This is a genomic window from Actinomadura rugatobispora (assembly GCF_055379765.1).
In genome coordinates this window covers 1,009,328-1,034,600 of the sequence record NZ_AP029191.1, presented here as the reverse complement: position 1 = coordinate 1,034,600, position 25,273 = coordinate 1,009,328, and the positions used below count along the sequence as shown (strand labels likewise).

At 72.1% G+C, this 25,273-nt stretch carries 24 protein-coding genes; 15 read left to right on the top strand and 9 right to left on the bottom strand.

What is annotated here, in order from left to right:
* Window positions 1-11: 11 nt before the first annotated feature.
* The 3 genes from ACZ466_RS04145 to ACZ466_RS04135 are packed head-to-tail and all read left to right on the top strand — an operon-like array spanning window position 12 to window position 1,619.
* Entirely contained in the window at window positions 12-224 is a 213-nt protein-coding gene (locus tag ACZ466_RS04145) for an MbtH family protein (RefSeq protein ID WP_378283673.1), read from the top strand.
* Window position 225: 1 nt separating this feature from the next.
* On the top strand, window positions 226-882 hold the full coding sequence (locus ACZ466_RS04140) for a GNAT family N-acetyltransferase (protein WP_378283672.1): 657 nt from the start codon (window positions 226-228) through the stop codon (window positions 880-882).
* Window positions 879-1,619, top strand: coding sequence for a thioesterase II family protein (locus ACZ466_RS04135; protein ID WP_378283671.1), 741 nt, complete (start codon window positions 879-881; stop codon window positions 1,617-1,619). The genes ACZ466_RS04140 and ACZ466_RS04135 overlap by 4 nt, the downstream gene beginning before the upstream one ends.
* A 60-nt stretch (window positions 1,620-1,679) precedes the next feature.
* On the opposite strand, the gene ACZ466_RS04130 is transcribed toward ACZ466_RS04135, so the two are convergent.
* The gene (locus tag ACZ466_RS04130) at window positions 1,680-2,774 is read right to left on the bottom strand and encodes a S1 family peptidase (protein WP_378283669.1); all 1,095 of its coding nucleotides are present in this window, start codon (window positions 2,772-2,774) and stop codon (window positions 1,680-1,682) included.
* A 326-nt stretch (window positions 2,775-3,100) separates the two neighbouring features.
* Between ACZ466_RS04130 and ACZ466_RS04125 the strand changes: the two genes are divergently transcribed.
* The 8 genes from ACZ466_RS04125 (at window position 3,101) to ACZ466_RS04090 (ending at window position 12,226) form a co-directional block, all read left to right on the top strand.
* Window positions 3,101-4,093 carry an ABC transporter ATP-binding protein gene (locus tag ACZ466_RS04125; RefSeq protein WP_378283668.1) on the top strand — a complete coding sequence of 331 codons (993 nt, stop codon included), beginning with the start codon at window positions 3,101-3,103 and terminating at the stop codon, window positions 4,091-4,093.
* 28 nt (window positions 4,094-4,121) lie between these two features.
* Window positions 4,122-5,366, top strand: a complete 1,245-nt coding sequence (locus ACZ466_RS04120; RefSeq protein WP_378283667.1) for a serine/threonine-protein kinase — start codon at window positions 4,122-4,124, stop codon at window positions 5,364-5,366.
* On the top strand, window positions 5,363-5,569 hold the full coding sequence (locus tag ACZ466_RS04115) for a hypothetical protein (protein WP_378283666.1): 207 nt from the start codon (window positions 5,363-5,365) through the stop codon (window positions 5,567-5,569). Before ACZ466_RS04120 ends, ACZ466_RS04115 begins: the two co-directional genes overlap by 4 nt.
* A gap of 46 nt (window positions 5,570-5,615) precedes the next feature.
* A complete protein-coding gene (locus tag ACZ466_RS04110) occupies window positions 5,616-6,569 on the top strand; it encodes an ornithine cyclodeaminase family protein (protein ID WP_378283665.1) in 954 nt (317 codons plus the stop codon).
* Window positions 6,570-6,634: 65 nt separating this feature from the next.
* Complete coding sequence (locus ACZ466_RS04105; protein WP_378283677.1) at window positions 6,635-7,414, top strand: SDR family oxidoreductase; 780 nt, start codon at window positions 6,635-6,637, stop codon at window positions 7,412-7,414.
* 9 nt (window positions 7,415-7,423) lie between these two features.
* The gene (locus ACZ466_RS04100; RefSeq protein ID WP_378283664.1) at window positions 7,424-8,488 is read left to right on the top strand and encodes an NAD(P)H-dependent amine dehydrogenase family protein; all 1,065 of its coding nucleotides are present in this window, start codon (window positions 7,424-7,426) and stop codon (window positions 8,486-8,488) included.
* Window positions 8,489-8,497: 9 nt separating this feature from the next.
* Window positions 8,498-9,010: a class I SAM-dependent methyltransferase gene (locus ACZ466_RS04095; protein WP_378283663.1), complete on the top strand. Its 513-nt coding sequence runs from the start codon at window positions 8,498-8,500 to the stop codon at window positions 9,008-9,010.
* Window positions 9,011-9,037: 27 nt separating this feature from the next.
* The gene (locus tag ACZ466_RS04090) at window positions 9,038-12,226 is read left to right on the top strand and encodes an NACHT domain-containing protein (RefSeq protein ID WP_378283662.1); all 3,189 of its coding nucleotides are present in this window, start codon (window positions 9,038-9,040) and stop codon (window positions 12,224-12,226) included.
* A gap of 8 nt (window positions 12,227-12,234) precedes the next feature.
* Here the strand turns inward: ACZ466_RS04090 and ACZ466_RS04085 are convergent, their stop codons facing one another.
* From ACZ466_RS04085 to ACZ466_RS04060, 6 genes are all read right to left on the bottom strand, one after another.
* Window positions 12,235-12,504, bottom strand: a complete 270-nt coding sequence (locus ACZ466_RS04085) for a helix-turn-helix domain-containing protein (RefSeq protein WP_378283661.1) — start codon at window positions 12,502-12,504, stop codon at window positions 12,235-12,237.
* Window positions 12,505-12,618: 114 nt separating this feature from the next.
* The gene (locus tag ACZ466_RS04080; protein WP_378283660.1) at window positions 12,619-13,005 is read right to left on the bottom strand and encodes a hypothetical protein; all 387 of its coding nucleotides are present in this window, start codon (window positions 13,003-13,005) and stop codon (window positions 12,619-12,621) included.
* Complete coding sequence (locus tag ACZ466_RS04075) at window positions 12,998-13,351, bottom strand: hypothetical protein (RefSeq protein ID WP_378283658.1); 354 nt, start codon at window positions 13,349-13,351, stop codon at window positions 12,998-13,000. Before ACZ466_RS04075 ends, ACZ466_RS04080 begins: the two co-directional genes overlap by 8 nt.
* Window positions 13,352-14,273: 922 nt before the next feature.
* Window positions 14,274-14,984, bottom strand: coding sequence for a response regulator transcription factor (locus ACZ466_RS04070; protein WP_378283657.1), 711 nt, complete (start codon window positions 14,982-14,984; stop codon window positions 14,274-14,276).
* A 157-nt stretch (window positions 14,985-15,141) separates the two neighbouring features.
* Complete coding sequence (locus ACZ466_RS04065; RefSeq protein ID WP_378283656.1) at window positions 15,142-18,054, bottom strand: helix-turn-helix transcriptional regulator; 2,913 nt, start codon at window positions 18,052-18,054, stop codon at window positions 15,142-15,144.
* 112 nt (window positions 18,055-18,166) lie between these two features.
* Window positions 18,167-19,423: a glycosyltransferase gene (locus tag ACZ466_RS04060; RefSeq protein WP_378283655.1), complete on the bottom strand. Its 1,257-nt coding sequence runs from the start codon at window positions 19,421-19,423 to the stop codon at window positions 18,167-18,169.
* 191 nt (window positions 19,424-19,614) lie between these two features.
* On the opposite strand from ACZ466_RS04060, the gene ACZ466_RS04055 reads away from it, so the two are divergent.
* The gene (locus ACZ466_RS04055; RefSeq protein WP_378283654.1) at window positions 19,615-20,235 is read left to right on the top strand and encodes a histone deacetylase; all 621 of its coding nucleotides are present in this window, start codon (window positions 19,615-19,617) and stop codon (window positions 20,233-20,235) included.
* A gap of 43 nt (window positions 20,236-20,278) precedes the next feature.
* Complete coding sequence (locus ACZ466_RS04050; protein WP_378283653.1) at window positions 20,279-20,740, top strand: peroxiredoxin; 462 nt, start codon at window positions 20,279-20,281, stop codon at window positions 20,738-20,740.
* On the opposite strand, the gene ACZ466_RS04045 is transcribed toward ACZ466_RS04050, so the two are convergent.
* The gene (locus ACZ466_RS04045) at window positions 20,737-22,365 is read right to left on the bottom strand and encodes a CocE/NonD family hydrolase (RefSeq protein ID WP_378283651.1); all 1,629 of its coding nucleotides are present in this window, start codon (window positions 22,363-22,365) and stop codon (window positions 20,737-20,739) included. The genes ACZ466_RS04050 and ACZ466_RS04045 overlap by 4 nt on opposite strands.
* 322 nt (window positions 22,366-22,687) lie before the next feature.
* On the opposite strand from ACZ466_RS04045, the gene ACZ466_RS04040 reads away from it, so the two are divergent.
* Window positions 22,688-23,755, top strand: a complete 1,068-nt coding sequence (locus ACZ466_RS04040; protein WP_378283650.1) for a mechanosensitive ion channel family protein — start codon at window positions 22,688-22,690, stop codon at window positions 23,753-23,755.
* A 4-nt stretch (window positions 23,756-23,759) separates the two neighbouring features.
* Here ACZ466_RS04040 and ACZ466_RS04035 read toward each other — a convergent pair whose 3' ends face one another.
* Window positions 23,760-23,882, bottom strand: a complete 123-nt coding sequence (locus tag ACZ466_RS04035) for a hypothetical protein (protein ID WP_378283649.1) — start codon at window positions 23,880-23,882, stop codon at window positions 23,760-23,762.
* A 166-nt stretch (window positions 23,883-24,048) separates the two neighbouring features.
* Between ACZ466_RS04035 and ACZ466_RS04030 the strand changes: the two genes are divergently transcribed.
* A complete protein-coding gene (locus tag ACZ466_RS04030) occupies window positions 24,049-25,266 on the top strand; it encodes an RNA-guided endonuclease InsQ/TnpB family protein (RefSeq protein ID WP_378283648.1) in 1,218 nt (405 codons plus the stop codon).
* The last annotated feature ends 7 nt before the right edge of the window (window positions 25,267-25,273 follow it).

The window sequence follows — 25,273 nt, the reverse complement described above, 5'->3', positions numbered from 1 at the left end:
GGAAGGAAACGATGACCAACCCCTTCGAAGACCCCGACGGCTCCTACCTCGTGCTCGTCAACGGCGAGGGACAGCACTCCCTGTGGCCCTCCTTCGCCGACGTCCCCGCCGGATGGACGGTCGCCAAGGACGAGGACACCCGCCAGGCCTGCCTCGAGTACGTCGAGGAGCACTGGACCGACATGCGCCCCGCGAGCCTGATCGAGGCGATGGGCGATCGGTGACGTGCCCGGCGAGGTCGAGGTACCGGCGGTCACCGAATGGACGATGGAGATGCGCGACGCGGCGGACCTGCGGCCCGCGCCGCTGCCGTCCGCCGAGATGACCTTCAGCCTCGTCCGCCGCCCGTCCGCCGACGTCAGCCGGGCCCTGTACGCGGCGGTCGGCGCCCCCGTCTGCTGGACCGACCGCTTCCCCTGGACGTACGAGGACTGGCGGGCCTGGGTGGAGCGCCCCGAACTGGGCACCTGGCTGGCCATGGCCGAGGGCACCGTCGCCGGGTTCTTCGAGGTGGAGGCGCAGCCCGGCGGCGACACCGAGGTGCACCTGGCCGGGCTCACCCCGGCGTTCACGGGCCTGGGATACGGCGGCTACCTGGTCGAGCAGTGCGCGCGGCGGGCCTGGCAGCGCGGGCGGCTGTGGGCGGAGCACGCGGGCCCGGCTACCCGGGTGTGGCTGCGGACCAGTACGCTCGATCATCCGAACGCCATGGCCAACTACCGGCGCCGCGGCTTCCGGGTGGCGGCCGAGTCCACCGGCCCCAAGCGGGTGCCCGACCCCCGCCTGGCGCCGTGGCCGCTGCCGTGCGATCCGAGGCCGCGCCGCACCGCGGCCGGGCGGCGGACCGGGCGGCAGGCCGCGAAGGAGGAGCTGATCCCGTGAGCTGGTTCCGCTGCGTCGAGACGCGTCCCTGGGCGTCGCTGCGGCTGTTCTGCCTGCCGCACGCGGGCGGGTCCGCGGTCTTCTACCGCACCTGGGCCAGGGAGACCGGCCCCGCCGTCGAGGTGCACACGGTGCAGTACCCGGGCCGCGCCGACCGGCTGGCCGACCCGATGGTGACCGACGCCCACCAGCTCGCCCGGCTGATCGCCGCCGCGATGTCGCCGCTGATGGACCGGCCCGCCGCGCTGTTCGGGCACAGCATGGGCGCGCTGCTGGCCTACGAGGTCGCGCGGCTGCTCGAGGAGCGCGGCACGCCGCCGGTGCACCTGTTCGCCTCCGCCGCCCGCCCGCCGCACGACCGCGACGACGACCGGATCTCCGAGCGCGACGACGACGGCGTGGTCGCGGCGCTGGAGGAGCTGGGCGGCACCGACGCCGAGGTGCTCCAGGACGAGGAGATGCGCGAGCTCGTGCTGCCCTACGTCCGCAACGACTTCGCGCTCCTGGAACGCTACGGGCACCGGCCGGAGCCGCGGCTGAAGGTTCCGGTGACCGTGCTGCTCGGCGAGTCCGACTCCCACGTCGACGCCGAGACCGCCGCCCGGTGGCGCGAGCTCACCGACGGGGAGCCGTTCACGGTGCGGACGTGGCCCGGAGGCCACTTCTACCTGGCCGAGCAGCAGTCACGGGTGATCGCCGAGGTGCTGCGGACGCTGGAGGTGCCCGCCGGCCCCTGACCCGCGCGTAGCCAGGGGCCGACGGAGATCATCCGGTGCGGCTCACCGGACGATCAGCGATCAGTAGATCTCGACACCGTAGGCGCTGAGCGCCTCGCCCACCGGCTGGAAGAACGTCGTCCCGCCGGAGGTGCAGTCGCCGCTGCCGCCCGAGGTCAGCCCGAGCGCGGTCGACCCGGCGAACAGCGAGCCGCCGCTGTCGCCGGGCTCGGCGCACACCGTGGTCTCGATGAGGCCGCTGACGGTTCCCTCGGCGTAGTTCACCGTCTGGTTCAGGGCCGTCACCTCCCCCTCGTGGACCTGGGTGGTGCTGCCGCTGCGGGTGACGCTCTGGCCGACCGTCGCCTCGCCCGCGGTCGTGATGTCCTGCGTGCCGCTGTAGAGGTGGACGGTCCCCTGCGTGTCGGCGGGGGATCCCGTGTACTTGACGATCCCGTAGTCGTCACCCGGGAAGCTGCTGCCGTCGGTGTCGCCCAGCTTCTGGGTGCTGGCCTGGTCGGAGAACCACGCGCCGCCGATCTCGGTGCAGTGGCCCGCGGTCAGGAAGAAGAACTCGCTGCCTTTCTTGACGTTGAATCCGAGCGAGCAGCGCCCGCCTCCGGCGTAGATGGCCTCGCCGCCGGCGGTGAAGGTGCGGAACCGGCCCGCGACCTGCCGGGTGCGGATCGCGGCGCCGTGCTTCTGCGCCGCGGCCCGCACCTTCTCCGCCTTCGCGCCGGTGACCGTGGAGTCCAGGGACAGCACCACCTGGTTGGCGGCGGGGTCCACGGCCCAGGCCGTGCCGGGCACGGTCGCGTCCCGCTTGAGGGCGGCCATGACCTTCTTGAGGTCCGCGTCGCTGCGCTGGACCGTCCGCGCCTCGGCGCCGGCGGCGCGCACGGTCTGCGCGGCCCCGGCGTCGGTCACGGTGACCACCAGCTTGCCGGTGGCCCTGTCGATGTACGCGCCCGGACTGCGTGCTCCGAGCGTCCCCGCGAGGGAGCCGGCGAGCTTGGCGGCGCTCGCCTGCGGGGAGGGGGTTGGCGGTACGTCCGACCCGGCCGGGGAGCCGGCGGCGGCCTGGGCGGCGGGGGCGGCGACCAGCGCGGTCGCCATGAGTCCCGTGATCGCCCCGATGGCCGTGGTGCCGCGGATGCGGGCATGACGGTGTTTCACTGAGCCTCCAGTGGGGGTTGGGCGCGCCCCTGTTGACGCGCCGGAGGTCACCGCACATAGTCCGAGATCCGCATTCGTCTGGCAAAGTCATAAATGTGCCTAAGATCTTGCGGCGGGTTTGTGGAACGAGGGGCGGATGCTCACCTGACTTCCTGGGAAAGGGGCGTGACCTGACCAAGTCAAAGGATGTCCGATGATCATGGTCGTGTCCGATACGGCGGCTGGGCCTCCCCGGGACGGGCGCCGCGTCGTACAGTCGAAGGCGGCGGGGGACCGGCAGCAGGACGCGGACCTCCCGCCCCCCGGCGCCCCGCCTGGGAGTGGTCATGGGCGTCGAGATCCGGGTGGAAGGGCTCCGCAAGTCGTTCGGACGGCAGGTCATCTGGGAGGACGTGACTCTCACCGTCCCGGCCGGTGAGATCTCCGCGCTGCTGGGGCCGTCCGGCACCGGAAAGTCGGTCTTCCTCAAGAACCTCGTGGGCCTGCTGCGGCCCGACCGCGGCCACGTCTACGTCGGCGGCGGCGACGTGCCCCGGCTGCGCGAGGACCAGCTGTACGAACTGCGCCGCAGGTTCGGCGTGCTGTTCCAGGACGGCGCGCTGTTCGGCTCCATGAACGTCTTCGACAACATCGCCTTCCCGCTGCGCGAGCACACCCGCAAGAAGGAGACGGAGATCCGGCGGATCGTGCTGGAGAAGATGGAGATGGTGGGCCTCACCGGCGCCGAGCGCAAACTGCCGGGCGAGATCTCCGGCGGGATGAAGAAGCGCGCCGGGCTGGCCCGCGCCCTCGTCCTGGACCCGGAGATCATCCTGGCCGACGAGCCCGACTCCGGGCTCGACCCCGTCCGCACCGCCTACCTGAACCAGCTGTTCGTCGACCTCAACGCCGAGCTGGGCGCCACGTTCCTCATCGTCACCCACGACATCGGCACCGCCCGGGTGCTGCCCGACAACCTCGGGCTGCTGTTCCGGCGCGGGCTGGTGATGTTCGGGCCGCGCGAGATGATCCTGTCCAGCACCCACCCGGCGGTGAACCAGTTCTTCAACGCCCGCAGGCAGGGCCCCATCGGCATGGCCGAGGAGAAGGACCTGGCGCGGATGGAGGGCGAGGGGCAGGCGCCGCCGGCGATGCCGGCGCCGATCCCGCCGCAGCTGATGCCCAGCGACGGGCGGCCGCGGCCCTCGATGCGGCGGCCCGGCGAATGGCTGGCCCGGCACCGCGTCACCCCGCCGCCGGGCTCGTTCGTGGACGACCAGGGCCGCGACTGGCTCACCGAATGGGACCGCCTCGTGCGGTCCGGGCAGCGCCCCGCCTGACCCCTGCTTGATCACCTATCATCGCCGGATGGCGACGATGACGGCCCTGCGCGCCGACGACCCCCGGGAACTGGGCCCGTACCGGCTGCTGCACCTGCTGGGCGAGGGCGGCCAGGGCGCGGTCTACCTGGGCGAGGACGCCGGCGGGGGGTTCGTCGCGATCAAGGTCCTGCACGCCCGGCTCACCGGCGACGCGCGGGCCCGCCGGCTGTTCCTGCGGGAGGGCTCCCTCGCCCGCGAGGTCGAGCCGTACTGCACGGCCCGCGTCCTGGACGCCGGCGTCGAGGGCGACCGGCCGTACATCGTCAGCGAGTACATCGAGGGCGAGTCGCTCGACGACCTGGTCCGCCGCACCGGGCCGCGGGATCCGGGGAGCCTGGAGCGGCTGGCCATCGGCACCGCCGCCGCGCTCAACGGCATCCACCGCGCCGGGATCGTGCACCGCGACTTCAAGCCGACCAACGTGCTGCTGGCCCCCGACGGGCCCCGCGTCATCGACTTCGGCATCGCCCGGGCCGTGGCCTCCACCACCACGGTGACCAGCGGGATCCTCGGCACGCCCGCGTACATGTCGCCCGAGCAGGTGGCGGGGGACGAGGTCGGCCCGGCCTCGGACGTGTTCTCCTGGACGGTCACCCTCACCTTCGCCGCCACCGGGGAGCCGGCGTTCGGCGCCGACGGCATCCCGGCCGTGCTGAACCGCATCCTCAACGCCGACCCGGACCTGACGGCGTTCCCGGCGCACCGGCGCGAGCTGCTGGCCGCCTGCCTCGACAAGAAGCCCGCCCGCCGCCCCACGATGGCGGAGGTCCTGACCGAGCTGCATGGCGGCGCCGCCGCACCGCGCCCGCCCGCACCGGCGGCCGTCACCGTCCCCGAGACGCCCCTCCCGCGGATCACCGCGCCCGTCCCGCCGCCTACCGGCTCCCCGCCTCCGAGAGCCCCGCTCGCCGCGTCTCCACCCGGGCCGGCGTCCACCGCCCGGCCGCGCCCGGCCTCCACCGCCCCGATGGCGCCCGGACGCAAGGCCGGCGGGCCGCCGCAGGCGCGCCGCGACCACGCGCCCGAACCCGTCTCGCCCGGCCTGTTCCTCACCGCCACCGTCACGCAGGTCGTGGCCGCGGTCGCCACGGCCCTGGCCATGGGCGTGTGGCTGCGCGACGCCCCGGCGCTGCAGGCGGTGGGCGAGATCCTGTTCCTCGCGCCGGCGATCACCGCGGCCGTCCTGCTGCACCGCCGGAACCGGCGCCGCCGGGCGGGTGACGGCCGATGAACCTCCGTCCCCGCGCGGGCCGCGCCCTGGCCCGCTACCCCATCCTCGCCGGGGCGCTGATGCCGTCGGTGCTGTCGCTGCCGCTGATCGTCGGACTCGCGGCCGCAGGGGAGACCCGGGGCGCGGCGATGGTCGCCATGGTGTACGCCAACGCCGTCGTCGCCTTCGCACTCGTCGTAGAACTCAGACCACCGGAAAAGTGAGAATCTCACCTCGACGCGCGGTCGGGGTGACCCCGAGAATGGTCCGGTGACCCTGCTCCTGAGCCGTACCGACCTCGAGGGCCTGCTCGACCCCGCCGAGTGCGTGGCCGCGCTGCGCCGCGGGTTCACCGCCGCGCCCGCCGAGGTCCCGCCGCACCGCGCGGTCACCCGGCTGCCCGGCCCGGGCGGCGCCACCGCGCTGCTGCCCGGACTGGTCGACGGCATCCCCGCCTACACCGTCAAGGTCAACGCCAAGTATCCCGGCAGCCGCCCGGCGCTGCGCGGCGTGGTGTGCCTGCACGACCTGGCGACCGGCGAGCTGCTGGCGCTGCTGGACTCGGCCACCGTCACCGCCTGGCGCACCGGCCTGGCCGCCGCCCTCGGCACGCACGCGCTGGCCCGCCGGGACGCCGAGGCCGTCACCGTGATCGGCGCCGGCGCCCAGTCCGAGCTCGTCATGCGCGGCCTGTCGGAGCTGCGCGGGCTGCGCTCGCTCACCGTGACCGACCTGGACGCCGGCCGCGCGGGCGACTTCGCTCGGCGGCACGGCGAACGGCTCGACGTCCCCGCGTCGGTGGCGCCCGACCTGCGCACCGCCGTGCACGGCGCGGAGATCGTGGTGGTGGCGACCTGGTCGCGGCGGCCGCTGCTGCACGCCGCCGACATCGCGCCCGGCACCCAGGTCACCTCGCTGGGCGCCGACGAGCACGGCAAGACCGAGCTGTCGCCGGACCTGCTGGAGAGCGCCCGGGTCGTCGTCGACGACATCCCGCTGGCCGTGGAGATGGGCGCGCTCGCCGACGCCGGGCTCGGCGTCCGGCACGCCGCCGGGACGCTGCGCGACCTGCTGTGCGGCGAGGTCCCGGGACGGGTGAAGGACAGCGAGATCACCGTGTACGCGCCGGTCGGCCTGCCCTGGCAGGACCTCTCGCTCGCCTGGACGGCCTACCGCGCCGCGGTCGAGGCGGGCGCCGGGCGGCCCTACGACTTCCTCGCCTAGCGGAATTATTGAAACACGTTCTAGATTCTGGTTAGGCTGGCCGCCGGAGGTGAACGCCGGTGATCATGGACCGCTTCCGGCTGGACGGCCGCGCCGCGATCGTGACCGGCGCGGGCCGCGGGATCGGCGCCGCCTGCGCCGTCGCGCTCGCCGAGGCGGGCGCCGACGTGCTCGTCTCCGCCCGCACCGAGGACCAGCTGCGCAAGGTCGCCCAGCAGATCGAGGCGGCCGGCGCGCGGGCCCTGGTCGTCCCCGCCGACCTCGCCGACCCCGACGCCGCCGCGGAACTGGCCGCGCGCGCCGCCGACGCCTTCGGGCGCCTCGACATCGTGGTGAACAACATGGGCGGCGCCCTGCCGCGCGCGTTCATGGACACCGAGCCGCGGCACCTCGATAACGCGTTCCAGTTCAATGTGAGCACCGCGCACGCGCTCACCCGCGCCGCCGTCCCGCACCTGCCCGGCCACGGCGGCTCCGTCGTCAACATCTCCTCGGTCATGGGACGCGTCGCCGGCCGCGGCTACCTCGCCTACGGCAGCGCCAAGGCCGCCCTCGCCCACTACACCCGGCTGGCCGCCCTCGACCTGGCCCCCAGGATCCGCGTCAACGCCATCGCCGTCGGCTCGGTCGCCACCTCCGCCCTCGACATCGTCATGAACGACGACGCGATGCGCGCCCAGATGGAGTCCGGCACGCCCCTCCGCCGCATCGGCGACCCCGACGACGTCGCCGCCGCCGTCCTCTACCTGGCCTCCCCGGCCGCCGCGTACGTCACCGGCAGCGTCCTGCGCGTGGACGGCGGCATCGACACGCCCAACCTCGACCTCGGCCTGCCCGACCTCTAGGAGACCCCGATGACCTACCGCGTCGTCCAATGGAGCACGGGCAACGTTGGCCGCAACGCGCTGGTCGGCATCGACGCCCACCCCGATCTCGAACTCGCGGGCGTGTGGGTCTCCAACCCCGCCAAGGCCGGCCGCGACGCCGGCGACCTCGCCGGGCTCGACCGCCCCCTCAACGTGGCCGCCACCACCGACGCCGAGGCCGTCCTGGCACTGCGCCCCGACTGCGTCGTCTACACGGCCATGGCCGACGTCCGCATCATGGAGGCGATCGACGACCTGTGCCGCATCCTGCGGTCCGGCGCCAACGTCGTCTCCAGCAGCCCCGTCTTCCTCCAGTTCCCGGACGGCGTCGTACCGCCGGAGATGTCCGAGCCCGTCCGCCGGGCCGCCGCCGAGGGGAACGCCTCCATCTTCGTCAACGGCATCGACCCCGGCTTCGCCAACGACGTCCTCCCCCTCGCCCTGACCGGCATCAGCGAACGCATCGACGAGATCCGCTGCATCGAGATCCTGAACTACGCCACCTACGACCAGAAGACCGTCCTCTTCGACATCATGGGCTTCGGCCGCCCCCTGGACGAGGTGCCCATGCTGCTCCAGCCGGGCGTGCTCACCATGGCGTGGGGCAGCGTCGTACGCCAGATCGCCGCCGCACTGGCCGTCGAACTCGACGAGGTCGGCGAATGGCACCACCGCTACCCCGCCCCGGAGACCTTCGAGGTCACCTCCGGCACCATCGAGAAGGGCACCACCGCCGCCCTCCGCTTCGAGGTCCGCGGCCTGCGCGCGGGCAAGCCCGTCATCGTCCTGGAGCACGTCACCCGCCTCCGCGACGACCTCGCCCCCGCCTGGCCCCAGCCCGCGGGCGCGGGCTGCTACCGCGTCGAGGTGCGAGGCGAACCCAACTACACCCTCGACCTCCAGCTATTGGGCTCCGACGGCGACCACAACACCGCAGGCTTGAAGGCCACCGCGATGCGCCTCGTCAACGCCATCCCCGCCGTCGTCGAGGCGCCGCCCGGCCTGCTCACCGCAAAGGATCTTCCGCTGATTCCGGGGCGCGGCCTCCTGTAGTTTCGGTCGATGGCCATCCCCGAACGCCTCCGCTGGGCTGTGGAGACCCTGGACGTCCGCCCGGACGACCGCGTCCTCGAACTGGGCTGCGGAACCGGTGTCGCCGCCGAACTCGTCTGCGACGCCCTCACCACCGGCACGATCACCGCCGTAGACCGCTCCGCCAAGGCGATCGCGCAAGCCGAACGCCGCAACGCCGCGAACATCACCGCAGGCAGAGCCACCTTCCAGGTGCAGTCCCTGGAAGACCTGCCCCCCGGCGGCGAGCCCTACGACAAGATCTTCGCCGTCAACGTCAACCTTTTCTGGACCAAGGACCCAGCCGCCGAACTAACCCTACTCAAAACCCTCCTGGCCCCCACCGGAACGCTCCACCTTTTCTACGAACCCCCCAGCCAAGAAAAGGCTGAATCCCTCTCCCGCACCGTGACCGAAAACCTGAAACACAACGCCTTCACGGTCGAGCTCACGACCGCCCGAACCCCCAAATCCACCCTCCTCTCCCTGAAAGCCACCGTTTAAGCGACTTCGTGTCCCTAACCTTGGGGCATGCGGCGTGACCCTGCCCTGACATACCAAGGTGCCCTGCAAATCCTCGGCCACCATGACCGGCCTCGGCTGGAGAAGCTCAACAAGCTGCTGGGCGGGATCATCCTCGGCAGCGGCGCGGTCGCCGGAGCGGCCGCGCTCACCGGCGCCACCGCCCTGGCACCAGTGGCGGGGATCGCGGCGCTCTGGGGCTGGGTAGACCAGAAGAACGAGGCCGTCTCCCTGGTCCGCAAGCTCCTGGACGGCGCCTCCGACCGACTGCTCAAGACCGGCGGCCACGAACGCCACCGCCTCGTCGCCGCCGCCCACACCACGATCGTCGTCGCAGCCTTCTTCGAGACGCTCAACGAGCAGCTCGGCGCCGACGCGGGACTTGGGGAAGCTCGGCGCAGGGCGTTGGCGTCGGGGGAAGAGGGGAGCGGCCGATTTGAGGACGCCATCACCGCGTTGTACCGGGCGCCGGTCCCCGTTCCGTCGGCCATCAGGGGGTTCGAGGAGAATACGCGGCATCTCCGCCAGTGGTTCGTCGAGCTGACCGGGCCCACCCGGGAGTATTTCGACCAGATCGGCGAGCCCCTTTCCGATCGGCGCTTGCCAGACATATCGACCGTTGACGCAGCGGAGGAGCGATACCGGTCGCACTACCTGCGGCTGGCGGCGACCGTTCCAGAGTTCATGGTCTGGGCGATGCTGGGCGAGCACGCCGCAACGAGGGCGCAGGTCGACGACGTGCGCGGCGACGTCATGACCGCGCTGGATGGGCAGTCCAGGGCGCTGGCACGGGTGGAGGCACTGCTGGGCTTGATCGCGGGGGAGGGGCTGCGCCCGGACCGTGACCTGCGCGCCGTCGTGTACCGCGCCAACCGCGGAGGCTTGGACCGGCCCGTCATCTCGGCGGATACCATGCGGGTCGGTGAGGAGTTGCTGCTGCCCACGGTGGGCGCGGCCTTCATCAACCCCAGGTACCGGGCCGACGTGGTGAACGCGGTGTCCCGTCCGGCGGACGAGACGTGGTGGGACGAGTGCGAGGTCGGCGACGACTTCGATCTCTTCTTGGCCGCGCATGTCACGGCGCCCGACGCGGTGTGCGCTCCGCTGCTGCTGCTCGGGCATCCCGGCGCGGGCAAGAGTCTGCTGACCAAGGTGCTGGCCGCGCGGTTGCCGCCGTCGGCGTACACGGTTGTGCGAGTGCCTCTTAGGAGCGTGGATGCGGACGCTCCCGTGTACGACCAGGTGCAGCAGGCCCTCAACGACGCCACGCACCGCCGGGTCGACTGGTGGGAACTCGCAGACCAGAGCACCTCCACGATCCGCGTCGTCCTGCTGGACGGCCTGGACGAACTGCTCCAGGCAGCCGGTGATCGCAGCGCCTACCTGCAGGAGGTAGTCGACTTCCAGCGCCGGGAAGCCGAGCAGGACCGTCCCGTGGTGGTCGTCGTGACCTCCCGCACGGTCGTCGCCGACCGCGTCCGGATCCCGCCGGGGACGGCCCTGGTCAAGCTGGAGGACTTCGACGAGAACCAGATCGCCGCCTGGCTCGACATCTGGAACAGCACGAACGCGACCGGGATCCAGGCGGGAAGCGTCAGGCCGCTGCCGCTGGAGTCCGCACTGGCCCAGCGCGAACTGGCGCAGCAGCCGCTCCTGCTGCTCATGCTCGCCCTCTACTCGGCCGATCCCACCCTGCCCGAGTTGGAGGCCGATGCTTCCAAGGCCAGTCTGTACCAGCGACTGCTGGAGAACTTCACTCGCCGCGAGGTCGACAAGACCGAACAGAAGAAGGATGTGGACGAGGCAGTCCGGGAGGAGTTGTGGCAACTCGGTGTGGCCGCCTTCGCTATGTTCAATCGCGGCCGCCAGGATGTCTCGGACGTTGAGCTGGGTGCAGACCTGGCAGCGCTGGCGGGCGACGGCCCGGGTACCGCGGTGCGTGTCGCCGATCTGGGGCAGCAGGTCATCGGACGCTTCTTCTTCGTGCACGCGTCCGAGGCGCAAACTCACGGCGTTGAGGGCGCCCGGCAGAACTACGAGTTCTTGCACGCGACCTTCGGCGAGTACCTTCTGGCGTCCCAGGTCGTGGAGCTGCTGGCCGAGACCGCGGAGGCCGCGTTCGGGGGGCGGCGCGGACCGCGCGAGCCCGACGATGACCTGCTGTTCGCGCTGCTCTCGCATCAGCCGCTCTCGACCCGTCGCCCCACGCTCGAGTTCGCCGCAGAGCTTTCCGCCGAATTTGGCACCGCAGAGCGGAACCGGATCCTGCGGCTACTGGAGACCCTCGTCGAGGGGCACCGTAGGAGACATGGCTCGAATCGCTACGCGGGCTACCGCCCCATGAGCGTTGACCGCGTCAGGGGGGCGGCGGCGTACTCTGCGAACCTCGTCCTGCTGCGCGTCCTCCTGGACTCTGCCACGCCTGTATCGCTCGACCGCCTATGGCCGGACGAGCCCGACCCGTCGACCGTGTGGCGATCCACTGTCGACCTCTGGAAGGCAGGTCTCGACACCGACTGTTGGCATTCGCTCCTCTCCACCCTGACGTGGAGGGAAGAGAAGGTCAGGTCTGAGAGGCAGCGGATGAGACGTGAGCTGGTGGACGTCTTCCACGCCCGGCTGGTCGGTGACTCCGACCGCGAGGCTCGCCTGCGGCTCGGCCTGGCCATTCATGATCGCCACGTTTATGAGATAATCGGCAGCCGTTGGCATGACGTAATGCTGAGCTGGCTCATTCCCCTACTCGCGGCCACCGAAGGTGACATCCCAGAAATATACTTGTGGTTTCCCAGGGACGTGCCGGAAGAGGAACTCAGAGATGTGGCCTCGAAATTGGCCATGCTGCTAAAGACCAAGGCCCACATGTTTGATCACGTCCTGCTCGCCGAGCTTGTGGGGTTCTCGCTCGATCTTCCGCCCCGCAACTGGGACAGCGATGCGTTGGCGGCGGCGATTGCGAGTCATCCTGGTTTGCTTGACCAGTTCACTGGCCGCCTCTGGGATCCCGCGCTCTACGACAACGCGCCCGGTGCCGCGCTCATCCTACGTGCGGCTTCACCGGAAGATCCCAAGGACAGGGAGGCCCTAGAACTGCTGTGTTCGCGGATCGAGGAACGCCAGGGGACGCGGTGGTCCGACACCTTCGACGAGAAGTCGGACGAGGCGATCCGCGCCTTGATCTGTGCGCACCGGTGGTGATCGGCGGGTCAGCCGGTGAGAAGGCCGTCGGCGTGACCTTTGGCGGCTGCCTGGGTTCGGCTGGTGACGTCTAGTTTGGCGAGGATGTTGGAGACGTGGACGCTGGCTGGTTTCGGGCTGATGAAGAGGGCCGCGGCTATCTGCTTGTTGTTGCGGCCTTCGGCTACGAGTTTGAAGGCTTCGCGTTCGCGGGCGGTCAGACGGTCAGGACCCGGACGAGAGGGGTCGCGCCCAGGGACTCGGCCTCCTCCACGGCTGGTCCTGGAACCTCTGACCATGCTGCCCGTGACCGCGGTTCCGGTGCTCGGCTCGGACGGGGATCTCGCCGCTCCGGCGTGTGCGGTGGCCCGCGAGATCCCCGCCGTCAATCGGTTCGCCGACTGCGTGCGGCGTCAGGCATAGGCCGATTTGCTGTCCGAACTCGCCAGTCGCTTGTCGCCTTCGTACAGGGCGGCGAAGAAGTAGATCCGATGCCTTTCGGGCCAGCTGAAGTTACATTCCCTCACCGTGCCCGCGCCTTTCGTGTTCTTGCACTCGTATGTGGCGGGAGTGCCTTCGACACTCTCGGACCAGGCGAATCCGCGGACATGGTGCCCGTCGGCCTCGTTGTCCTCGACGTACAGGATCTCACCGTCCGGCTGGAAGCACACCCGGCCCCAGGTGTGCGGGTCGGTGCAATACCGAATGGACGCCTGCGCCGGCGGCGCCAGGATGACGGGAAGGGCGGCGACCGGCACGGCCAGCATCGCCAGGACGTGTTGACGGATTTTGCTAGGCATAGGCTGACTTCCAGCGTGACTCGTCCAGGCGGAAATCACCTTCGTGCAGGCGGGCCTGGAAGTGGATGAGGTGACCTTCGGGGAAACTGAAGTTGCATTCTTGGACCGTGCCTGCCCCCTTGGTGTTCGCGCAGGTGTACAGGGGTGTGTTGTCGGGCACGCTCCCGTCGAATGCCACGCCGCGGACGTGGTGGCCATCGGCGTCGTCGTCATAGACGTACATGATCTCGCCGGCCGGCTGGAAGCACGCGCGGCCCCAGGTGTGCGGATCCGTGCAATACCGCACGTACGCATGTGCCGGCGGCGTCAGGGTGAGCGGAAGTGCGAAGGCCGACGCCGCGAGCACGGCCAGGATTCCCTTGCGACGGCTCGCTGGATTTTGTCGCATTGGCGCCTCTCGTGATCGGAGCCGTGCCGGCCGCCACGGCGAAGGCGACGCTCGCCGTGCCCGCCTCGACCACACGGCGACCGGGTCTGCTCATCGTTGACGCCACCTTCGCAAGGGCTGTGAGCCGGCCTCCCGCTCCGCGGCGCGGGCGGGACTACTCGGAGGCAATCGCAGCGGCCCGCGACCACGCCATAGGAGGACGCCTGATTTGAAGCTTTTCTAACATCTCGCTCTCGCCCGCGACCGGCTCATCACGGAGAGCGTCCACGGCCGCCCGCCTTGAAGCGATGTCAAGAAAAGCCGGTAACTGGATCTTCCTGAGAAACCACTCGATGGGGTTACCGCCAGACCGCCGAGCGGAAGCCAGAAATTGCGCGCCCAGGCCGGAGGGCGTGAGGCGCGGTTGAGTTCCGCCGCGAACGCCGTCATCACGGATACTGCGGCCACCTACCGGGGCGCGGTGGTCCCGGAGGGCGGCGGGAAATGGCGCCTGCGAGTGCACGTCGGCCGACGAGCTGCCCAAGAAGGTGGACGCCGCATGAAACGGGCTGGGCTCGGCTACGCGAGTGTGGACGCCTCTGCGCGACAAGCGGTGGTAGGCCGACGAGACGCCGTTGCCGGCCGAGATCGCGACTGCCACCGCCGACGCGTGCTGCCGCGTCCGCGTCGACCACGCGGGCGCCGATGACCTCCCCGTCCCGGCCTACGGCTCGGCGATGATGAGCGGGCGCGGCGCCAGAGCCGGATCACGGCCGCGACGGCCGGCCGGTTGCCGGTCAGCGCGTCGTCAGCGCAGGCGTATCCAGGTCGCCGCTCCGGTTCGAGGAGATCGTTCTGTGGCCGTCCACCCCGGCGGCGCATCACCGGCTCCGTCCGCGTCTCACCGGTTCTCCGCCGTGGCGTCGACGGCGCCCGGCCCGCTGCCCGGAGGGGACGGCGCGCCGGTCGCCCGCAACCGGTAGCCGACCGCGTGGACGGACTCCAGCACGGCGGCGGGACGTATCTTCGTGCGCAGCGTCGAGATGTGCACGTCGAGGGTGCGGGACTTGCCCTCCCAAGAGGTCTGCCAGACCTCGCGGTGCAGCCGCTCGCGGGGCACGACCGTTCCGTGCTCGCGGGCGAGCGCGGCGAGCAGGGTGAACTCCTTCGGAGTCAGCCGGATCGCGACGTCGTTCACGTAGGCGATGCGCCCGTCCAGATCCACCCGGAGCCCGCCGATCGTTCGCGCCCCGGCGGCCCGGGGCCGGATCCGGCGCAGCACCGCGTCCAGCCTGGCCTGCAACTCGGCGATGCCGAACGGTCTGACCAGGTAGTCGTCGGCGCCCTCGCGCAGCCCCGTCACGCGGTCGCGCTCGGTGCCGCGCTCGGACAGGATGATGATCGCGACCTCGCTGCGGGCGCGCAACCGCCGGCACGCCTCCAGCCCGTCGCCGGCGGGCAGCGGCAGCCCCAGCAGGACGGCCTCGCCCGGCGAGGCGTCCAGGGCGGCCGCGGCCGTGCGGACGTGCTCCACCTCGTACCCGCACCGGTGGAGCGCCCTCGTCAGCGCCGCGGCGAAACGAGGATCGTCCTCCACGAGCAGAACCCTCATCCGTTCTCGCCGTTCCCCTCTTTCCTCGTCCGCCGCGATGGAGAGCCTTTGCTGACGACCGTTCGGACACCGCTCCAGAGGCAACGTTTCGCCGGTCACGAATCGATCACTGATTCGCGCGCTGCCACCATCACGGCGACGGGGCAGGTGGGCGGTCTCAGCCGGTGAGGAGGCCGTCGGCGTGAGCCTTGGCGGCGGCTTGGGTTCGGCTGGTGACGTCTAGCTTCGCGAGGATGTTGGAGACGTGGACGCTGGCCGTCTTGGGGCTGATGAAGAGGGCTGCGGCTATCTCCTTGTTGTTGCGGCCTTCGGCTACGAGCTTGAGGACTTCGCGTTCGCGGGCGGTCAGACCACCGGCTGCGGGCTCGGGCTGCTGCGCGGTGAGGCGGGCGCGGGCGCCTAGGTCGGTCAGGGCCCGGACGAGAGGGGCGGCGCCCAGGGACTCGGCCTCCTGCGCGGCCGTGCGCCATTCGTTCAGGGCCTCCTCGCGGGAGCCCTGGGCGGCCAGGGATTCGGCCAGGCGCCAGCGGGTGCGGGCCAACTCGTAGGTGAAGCCGTAGGAGAAGGCTTCGAGGGTCTTGCGCCACAGGGCGGGGTCGTTGGCGCCGTGCGCGCGGGCGTGTTCGGCTTCGGCGCGGGCCAGCCAGGCGTGGCCTTCCAGGCCGAGCCAGGCGCGGGTGCGGCCGTCGGGGGTGGTGGCCACGGTGGCGCGGGCGCGTTCGAGAAGGTTGTCGGCGGCCTCGACGGCCGACGCGGCGGTGCCGTTGTCGCCGGAGGCGCGGGCCTGGACGGCGCGGTCGGCGTGCGCCCACAGGGCGGTGGCGATGACCCGGACGGCCGCGACGTCCTGCGCGGGCAGGACGGCCTGGGCGGCCGTGGCGTGGTCGAGGGCCGCCGCGGTGTCGCCCTGCCAGAGGGCGTGCTCGGCGGCCAGGCCGCGGGCGACGTAGGCGATGAAGTCGTCCTCAGGCCAGACCGGTTCGAGCCAGCGGAAGCGTTCGGTGATGTCCTCGCCGCGGGCGACCTCTAGGAAGAGGGCGTAGGAGGAGACCTGCGCCTCGGCGGGGCGGACGACCTGCATCGGGAAGTCGGCGGCGAGCCGTCCGGCTTCCTCCCAGTCGCCGGAGGTGTAGTGGATGAGGAACTGCAGGCAGCGCAGGGTGCTGCCGTAGGGGCTCCAGCCGAGGCCGTTGGCGAGGGAGAAGGCCACACCGTCGTCGGCGGCGCGGACGGCGGCGGGCAGGTCGCCGCGGTCGAAGATGGAGCGGGCGAGGTGGAACGCGGCGCGCTGCCCGACCTGGTAGTTGCCCGCGCCGACGGCGAGGTCGCGGGCGCGGGCGAACAGCGCGCCGACCTCGGGGTCGGGTTCCCGGGTCTCCCGGTAGATGCCGAGGCTGACCAGGGCGCTGGCCTCGGCGTCGGCCGCTCCGGCGGCGCGGGCGGCGGCGACGGCCTCCTCGGCGACGGCGCGCAGGCTCGGGTCCACCTCCTCGAACAGCATGGTGCGGACGTAGGTGGCGAGGGCGGAGGCGCGCTCGGCCGTGGGCGGGTCGGCGGGGAGCATGGCGATGGCCTCGCGGGACACCGCCATCGACTCGTCGTGCTGCTTGACGTCGTCGAGGTAGTAGGCCAGGTGCTCGCGCAGCAGCACCCCCATCCGGACGTCGGCGGGGTCGGCCTCCTCCAGCAGGCGGCGCAGGCGGGAGATGGCGCGGCGCGGCTCGCCGGAGCGGCCGGAGGAGCGGACCGCGGCCAGTTCCAGTTGGACGCGGCCGGTCCCGGCGGCCTCCTCCGGGCCGGGCACGGCGTCCCAGAGGGACAGGGCGCGGTCGTAGTGCTCGTGGGCCTCGTCGGGGGCGCCCATCCGCTCGGCCTCGCGGCCGGCCTGGACGGACGCGGCGAACGCGGCGGGCAGGTCGTGGGCGGCCAGGCTGTGGTGGGCGAGTTCGGCGGCGACCCGGCCGGGGACGGCGGGCGCCCGCTTCAGGAGGTCGGCGTACGCGGCGTGCAGCCGGGTCCGCTCGCCCGGGAGCAGGTCGGCGTACACCGCCTCGCGGAGCAGCGCGTGCCGGAAGGTGTACCCCTGGGCGCCGTCGGGGATCAGCAGCCGGTGCGAGACGATCTCGCGCAGCGCCTCGCCGGCGGCGGCCTCGTCCAGCCCGCAGACCTGGCGGACCGGTTCGTCGTCGACCCGGTGCCCGGCGACCGACGCGGCCCGCACCACGCGGGCGGCGTTCTCGGAGAGGCGTTCGACGCGGGCGAGGAGGAGGTCGGCGAGCCCGGCGGGCAGCTCCTCGTCGGTGCGGGCGGCGGTGTAGAGCTCGGCCGCGTAGAACGGGTTGCCCTCCGAGCGGCGGTGCACCCGGTTGATCTCCTCGGCGGTGGGCGGGGCGCCGTCGCCGCCGAGGGAGGCCAGGTACTCGGCGGTCTCGCCGTGCCCGAACGGGCCCAGCTCGACCGCGCCGACCTCGGGGAGCCGCAGCAGCTCGGCGACGACCGGGCGGAGCGGGTGCCGCCGGTGCAGGTCGTCGGAGCGGTAGGTGCCGACCAGGCAGACCCGTTCGCGCTGCAGGACGCGGCTGAGGAAGGTCAGCAGGTGGCGGGTGGAGCGGTCGGCCCAGTGCAGGTCCTCCAGCACCAGCAGCACGGGGCGGTCGCGGCCCAGCTCGCCGAGCAGTCCCAGGACGGCGCCGAACAGCCGCTGCTGGCCGAGGTCCCCGGCCGGGACGCCGTCGCCGCCGCCGTCGGGCAGCAGCCGCCGCAGCACCGGCCGGTCGTCGAGGGCGGCGCGCAGCGCGGGGTCGGCGGAGCCGGTCCACAGGGCGTCGGCCAGCGGCAGGTACGGCATGCTCTCGCCGAGTTCGGCGCACTGGCCGGCCAGGACGGTGCAGCCGCGGTCGCGGGCGATCCGGGTGAGCGCGCCGACCAGGTGCGACTTGCCGACCCCGGCGTCGCCGCTGACCAGCACGACCCCGGCGGCGCCCGCGGCGGCCCGGTCCAGGGCGCCGGTGAGGGCGGCCAGCTCGGCGGCCCGGCCGATCAGCGTCCCGGAACGATCGCCTCCTCCCATGACGCCGAGTATGGCACCCGCGGGGGGATGCGCCTGCCCGTCCCCGGACACGCACGGACCCCCGGACCGAGGGATGGGGTCGGGAGGTCCGGGGGCCCGTACGCCGCTCTGGTCAGCCGACCAGGACGGGCTCTTCGACGCCCGCGCCGGTCTCGGCCGCGGCGGCCGCCTCGGGCTCGGGCTCGGGGGGCAGCACCTTGGTGTAGGCGCGCAGCGTCTCGGCGGCGATGCGGTCCCAGGAGAAGCGGGAGTGGGCCCGGTCGGCGGCGGCGATGGCGTACCCGTTGAGGGTGGTGTCCTCGGTCAGCAGGCGGCGGACGGCGCGGCCGATCTGCACGGGACGGCCGGCCGGGACGTGGATCCCGGTGATGCCGTCCAGCACGGTGTCGGCGTTCCCGCCTGCCCGGGTGGCGACCACGGGGACGCCGCAGGCCATGGCCTCCAGCGGCACCAGCGGGGACGGCTGGACGGGGGCCAGGCACAGCGCCAGCTTGGCGGTGCGCAGCAGCCGGGGGAGCGACTTGCGCGGCACCCGGCCCAGGAAGATCACCCGGTCCTCGACGTGCAGCTCCTTGGCCAGCAGCCGCAGCCGGTGCACGGCGGCGTCGTTCTCCAGCTCCTCGCGGGGCGGGCCGCCGGCGACGGCCAGCTCGGCGCCGGGCACGTGGACCAGGGCGCGGATGGCGGTGGCGACCCCGCCGCCCTCCAGGTCGTGGGCGACGGTGACGAGGCGGTCCCGGGCGCCGTGCGGCATGGCCGGGCCGATCTGGCTGAACTGGTCGCCGTCCACCCCGTAGGGCACCATCGTGATCGTGCGGCGGGGGACGCCCATCCGGACCAGCGTGGCGGCCTCGTCGGCGCAGGCGGTGACGACCGCGGCGGCCTCCCGGCCGATCGCCTTCTCCAGCCGTGCCCGGGCCGGGTGGACGCGGCGCCCGGCCTGGCGCTCGGCGGCGCCGAGGCCGTGCGGGCTCACCACGAACGGGATGCCGAGCTCGCGGGCCACCGCGCAGGCGGCCAGTCCGCCGATCCAGCCGTGCGCGTGGACGAGGTCGGGGCGCCCGGTGCCGCGCCAGCGGTCGCGCAGCCCCTCCGCGAAGTCGCGGACGTGCTGGAGCAGCTGGTCGTCGTCCAGCGGCCGGGCCGGGCCCGCGTCGATCTGCTGCACGGACGCGCCGGGCCCCAGCCTGACGCGCGCACGCGCCGCGGCGTCGTGGCGGCGCGTGTACAGCGTGACCTGGTGACCCGTGGAGTCGTCGGACGCCGGTCGGGCGAGGGCGCGGGCGAGCTCCCGGGTGTGGATCGCCTGGACGTGTTCGCCGTCGAGGTCGGAGGCGGACACCAGGGCGATGTTCAAAGGACGCTGCATGACGAGAACCTCCGGGTTTAGCACAGGAGAAACCTGGAGGTATCTGCGTCGTAGACACCCGCTCGATCTTTGTGTTTCCGGTCGAGCGCCGCTGAAACGTACGTCTCTCGAAAAAAGGACCGGACAAGGGGGAACGTGACCGGCGCCATACCGTCGGCCGCTGATCGGCGCTGTTCGTACACTGGGGCGCGATGAGCGGGGAAGCGGCGGTCTGGTACGTGGCCTATGGGTCCAACCTCTATCAGGAGCGTTTTTCCTGCTACCTGGCCGGAGGGCGGCCCGCGGGCGGAGCCCGGACCTACACCGGCTGCCGCGACACCAGGCCCGCCCGGGCCTCCCGGGCGGTCGAGCTGCCCGGCGGCATCTACTTCGCGCTGACCTCGCTGACGTGGGGCGGCGGCATGGCCTTCTACGACCGGGGGCTGCCCGGCCGTGCCGCGGCGCGCGCCTACCTCCTCACCCGGCAGCAGTTCTGCGACGTGGTGGCGCAGGAGATGCGCCGGGAGGTGGGCGAGGACCCCGACCTGTCGGAGGTGCTGCGGACCGGGCGGCAGACGCTCGGCCCGGGCCGGTACGAGACCCTCATCCGGGTCGGCGAGCGCGACGGGCACCCGATGCTCACCTTCACCTCGCCCGACGGCGCGGCCCGCGCCGAGCTGAACGCGCCGACCGCCCCGTACCTCACCATGCTCGGCAACGGGCTGCGGGAGGCGCACGGCTGGACGGCCGGGCGCGCCGCCGCCTATCTCTGCGCCCGTCCGGGCGCCGCGCGGGCGTGGACGGTGGCGGACATCACGGCGCTGTTGGGCTGAGGGCCCCCTGCCGCCGGGCGTGTCGCTGTTGTACGTTCAGTCCATGAACGTGGGCGACGTGGTCGACGACTTCGAACTGCCGGACGAGACGGGCCGCACCCGTACGCTCGGCGGCCTGCTGGAGGACGGCCCGGTCGTCCTCTTCTTCTATCCCGCCGCGATGACGCCGGGGTGCACCTCCGAGGCGTGCCACTTCCGCGACCTCAAGGGCGAGCTGGCCGAGGTCGGCGCGCACCCGGTGGGGATCAGCGGCGACGACGTGGCCAAGCAGAAGGAGTTCGCCGACAAGCACGACTTCGGCTACCCGCTGCTGGCCGACGCCGACGGCACGGTGCGCGCGCTCTTCGGGGTGAAGCGGGGGGTGGCGCTGGCGCCGACCAAGCGGCAGACGTTCGTCATTGACACCGACCGCCGCGTCCTGGAGATCGTGAAGAGCGAGATCCGGATGAACGTGCACGCCGACAAGGCCCTGGCCGCCCTGCGCGCCCGCTCCGCCAAGGGCTAGCCGGCCGGCATCTCGGGGAGCACGATCGCCGACGGCCTGCCCGGCTCGTGGAAGATCTCCTGGTCGGCGGTGAGCATCGTGGACGCGGTGCCGATCGGCTCGCCGGTGCCCGGATTGCGCGCCACCCGCGGGTAGGCGCCGCTGCACACCTGCACGCGGACGCGGTGCCCGGCCGGGAACCGGTGGCCGACGGGCCACAGCTCCACCGCGACGCGGCGCACGCCCTCCTCGTCGGCCTCCGGGGTGCCGGGGACGAGCCGTCGCATGCCCTCGCACAGGTTCAGCGACTTGCCGTCGGGGTCCACGTCGCACAGCCGCACCACGAAGTCGGTGTGCTCCCGGTCGGACCGGACGAACAGCTCGGCCGTGACCGGGCCGATGATCTCCAGGTCCTCTTCGAGCTCCTCCGAGGTGTAGGTGAGCACGTCGCGGCGGCGCTCCAGGCGGCGCTGGTCGGTGACCGGGTGGTTGTCGCCCAGCAGGGTGGGGCCGCCCAGGAACGGCGTGGGGTGGTCGGGGTCGTACCGGTAGCGGTCGGGTTCGGACTCGGGCGCGCGGTCGTGGCCGAGGCCGCCGTCGGGGAGCAGGTGCCAGCGCCGCTCCCGCATGCCCGGGACGGGCCAGTCCGGGAACTCGCGCCACTCCTCGGCTCCCGTGACGAACAGCCGGACGGGTTTCTCGCGCAGGCCGGCGGGGTCGTCCAGGAGGTGGGCGCGGAACCAGCTCAGCGACTCGCCGATCGAGCCGCGCATCATCCGCTGGTCGGCGTGGAACCAGGGGCCGATGGTGAGGTAGGGCCGGTGCCCGCCCGCGCGCAGCGCCGCGTAGTCCTTGAGCTGCCAGGGCAGGAAGATGTCGTACCAGCCGCCGGTCATGTTCACCGGCGCCTTGACCTCGGACACGGTCGGGCTGAAGTCGCGCCGGTCCCAGAAGGGCGTGTCGGGGCCGCTGACCAGCAGGTCCTGGAAGAAGCGGCGCTGCTCGCCGGTCGCCAGCACGTCGAGTTCGGCCAGTGGGCGGCCCGAGAGCGCGGCGCGGCGGGCCCGGCGCGGTGACATGAGGCCGGTGGTGATGCCCGACAGCGGGTGCTTCATCCGGGAGGTGAGGTCGACCCAGATCAGCGTGGACTCCAGCGCGAAGGTGCCGCCGACGTTGATGGCGTCGCGGAACTGCGACGCCGTCACCTGCATCGACAGGGCCTTGAGCTCGGGACCGGCCTCGGCCGCCACCGCCCACTGCACATATCCGAGGTAGCTGGGGCCGTGCATGGCGAACGTGCCGCCGAACCACGGCTGCTCCTTCAGCCACGCGATCGTGGCCAGGCCGTCCTCGCTCTCGTCCAGCGGCTCGAAGACCCCGCCGGAGCCGAAGCCGCCGCGCACGCTCTGCACCACGGCCTGGAAGCCGTGCGAGGCGAACGCCTGGCCGCACATGAGGCCGAACGGGCCGCGCCTGCCGTAGGGCGAGCGGACCAGCACGGTCGGCGGCCGGTCGACGTCCACCGGCGCGTAGTGATCGGCCAGCAGCGTGATCCCGTCGGCGGCCGGGACCTCAAGGTCGCGGCGCACCGACACCCGGTGGGGACCGTTCGGAAGCCCGAGCGCCGTGGTCCCCAGACGGCGCATGAGACCCAGACCTACCACTCGATCAACCCTAATCGGCGACCTCCGCCGTTCCGCCGCGGGGGAAGGGAGGTCCGCGCCACATTTTTCACGGCGCGTGCCCGTGACGTTTCACTTACTGCTCGTGACCTGCGTTTGCGTCACTTACCGTGTGGCCTTACCGACAGTGGGCAGGGTCTTCCGAGATCGTCCCCGGCGCCGAACATTTTCACTACGATCGGGCCAAATCGGGATCAGTACAGCAGAGCGAATTTATGCCGCGTACTGCCAGAAAACGGTGCGTGCGGCCGGAGCAGGCCGCCGCCCGGAGGGAGAGATTCACGTCATGCCTGAGTCGCTGGACTGGGGCCGGATCATCGCCGCCGCCGTGGTGTTCGCGGTGGCGCTGGCCGTCGCGGTCGTCCTGCGCATCCTGTCGGGACGGCTGAACAAGCGGGCGGTCGACAGCCGCTGGGCCTGGGACGACCTGGCCGCCAAGCTGCTGCACGACCTCGCGGTCCCGCTGGCCCTGCTCGGCGGCGCCTGGATCGCGGCGAACGTGCTGGACCTCAAGCCCGGCTCGCTCTCGGTCACCGCCCGGGTGCTCACCGCGCTGACGATCGTCATCGTCTCGCTGGCCTGCGCCCGGCTGATCGCCGGCATCGTCACCTCGATCGCGCTGGCCCGGCAGGGCGTGGCCGCCAACGTGACGATCTTCGCCAACATCACCCGGGTGGTCGTGCTCGGCATCGGCATGCTGGTGATGCTGCAGAGCCTCGGGGTCTCCATCACCCCGCTGCTGGGCGCCCTGGGCGTCGGCGGCCTGGCGGTCGCGCTGGCCCTCCAGGACACCCTGGCCAACCTGTTCGCGGGCGTGCACGTGCTGGCGTCCAAGACCATCGAGCCCGGCGACTACATCAGGCTCAGCAGCGGCCAGGAGGGGTACGTCGTCGACATCAACTGGCGCAACACCTCCATCCGGACCCTGTCCGACAACGTCGAGGTGATCCCCAACCAGCGGTTCTCCGACACGATCCTCACCAACTACCACCGCCCGGCGCAGGACATGTCCCTGCTGATCCAGGCGAAGGTGGCCTACGGCAGCGACCTGGAGCACGTGGAGAAGGTCGTCGTCGAGATCGGCACCGAGGTGATGAACGAGATCGAGGGCGCGGTGAAGGAGCACGAGACCCTGGTCCGCTTCCACACCTTCGCCGACTCGGCGATCAACTTCACCGTCATCCTGCGGATCACCGAGTTCGGCGAGCAGTTCCGCCTCAAGCACGAGTTCGTCAAGCGGCTGCACCGCCGCTTCCAGATCGAGGGCATCGAGATCCCGCTCCCGGCCCGCCGCGTCCTGCTCGCCGAGGGGTCGAACGGCCACACCCTGGACCTGGCCCCGGCCGACCACTGAACGGTCAGCAGGTCCGGCGGTAGGGGACCTCGGGGACGTACCGCCGCCACTCCGCCTCCGTCAGGCCGCCGCGGCCGCCGCACAGCGCGGCCGCGGCCCGCGCCGGGTCGAGGACGTGCTCCTTCATCCAAGAACCTCCGAGGAAACCCCGGCCTTCAGGCCGGGGAGGAATCGGACCCCTGCGGAGCAGGGCAGGGGAAGGAGATTCGCCCCCAGGGCGAATGTCCGCCGACCAGGCACCATCCTGCACGTTCTCGTCCCTGTGTTCGAGCGTGCACGCTACGCTCACACTTGTGTCGCGTTACCGTCTGGACCCCACGCCCGAGCAGGAGTACGTCCTGCTCTCGCATTGCGCGCACGCCCGGTTCGTATGGAACCTGGCTCTGGAGCAGCACGCCTTCTGGTCCCGGCACCGGGGCGGCGCACCCGGCTACCACGAGCAGTTTCGGCAGCTCACCGAGGCCCGCGCCGAGTTCGGGTGGCTACGGGCCGGGCCGCAGACCGTCCAGCAGCAGGCCTTGCGCGACTTCGCGCAGGCGATGGCCAACTTCTTCGCCGGTACCCACCGCCGCCCCACCTGGCGCAAGCAGGGCGTGCACGAGGGGTTCCGGCAGATCGGCGTCAAACCCCACCAGGTCAGGCGCCTGTCGCGCAAGTGGGGTGCGGTGCTGGTGCCCAAGTGCGGATGGGTGTGGTTCCGGCTGTCGCGGCCGGTACCGGCGGGTGTGAAGTCCTACCGGGTCACCCGTGACCGGGCCGGGCGCTGGCATGTGGCCTTCGCGCACGTCCCGCCCCCGGTCCCCGGGCCCGGTGACGGGAGCGTGGTCGGGGTGGACCGGGGCGTCACCGTCAGCGCCGCCCTCTCGACCGGGGACCTGCTGCACGTGCCCGGCCTCACCCCCGGAGAACAGCGGCGCCTGGAGCGGCTGGCCCGCAGGCTGGGACGCGCCCGGCGCGGCTCCCGCCGCCGCGCCGCTCTCAAGGCCGCGCTCGCCCGCCTCAACACCCGCGAAAGCGACCGGCGCAAGAACTGGGTGGAGCAGACCTCCACCGCCCTGGCCCGCCGGTTCGAGGTGATCGGCGTCGAGGACCTCAACGTCTCGGGCATGACCCGCTCGGCCAGAGGCACCCTCCAGCGGCCGGGACGCAACGTCGCCGCCAAGGCGGGACTGAACCGGGGCATCCTCGCCAACGGCTGGGCCAAGCTGGTGGAGCGGCTGGAGGACAAGGCCCCCGGCCGCGTGTACAAGATCAACCCCGCGTTCACCTCGCAGCGCTGCTCGGCGTGCAGGACCATCGACCCGCAGGCGCGTGAGAGCCAAGCGCGTTTCCGGTGTCGGTCCTGTGGTTTCGCCTGCAACGCCGATGTGAACGCGGCACGCAACATCGCCTACGAGGCGAGCCTCGTGTGCACGCTCGTGGGCACGGCGGCCGGACCGGCCGTTGCTGCGCGGGGACGCTCCGGGGTGCCGGGGCGGATGAACCGCGAACCTCAACCTGTTCTCTCCTGAGGGCACG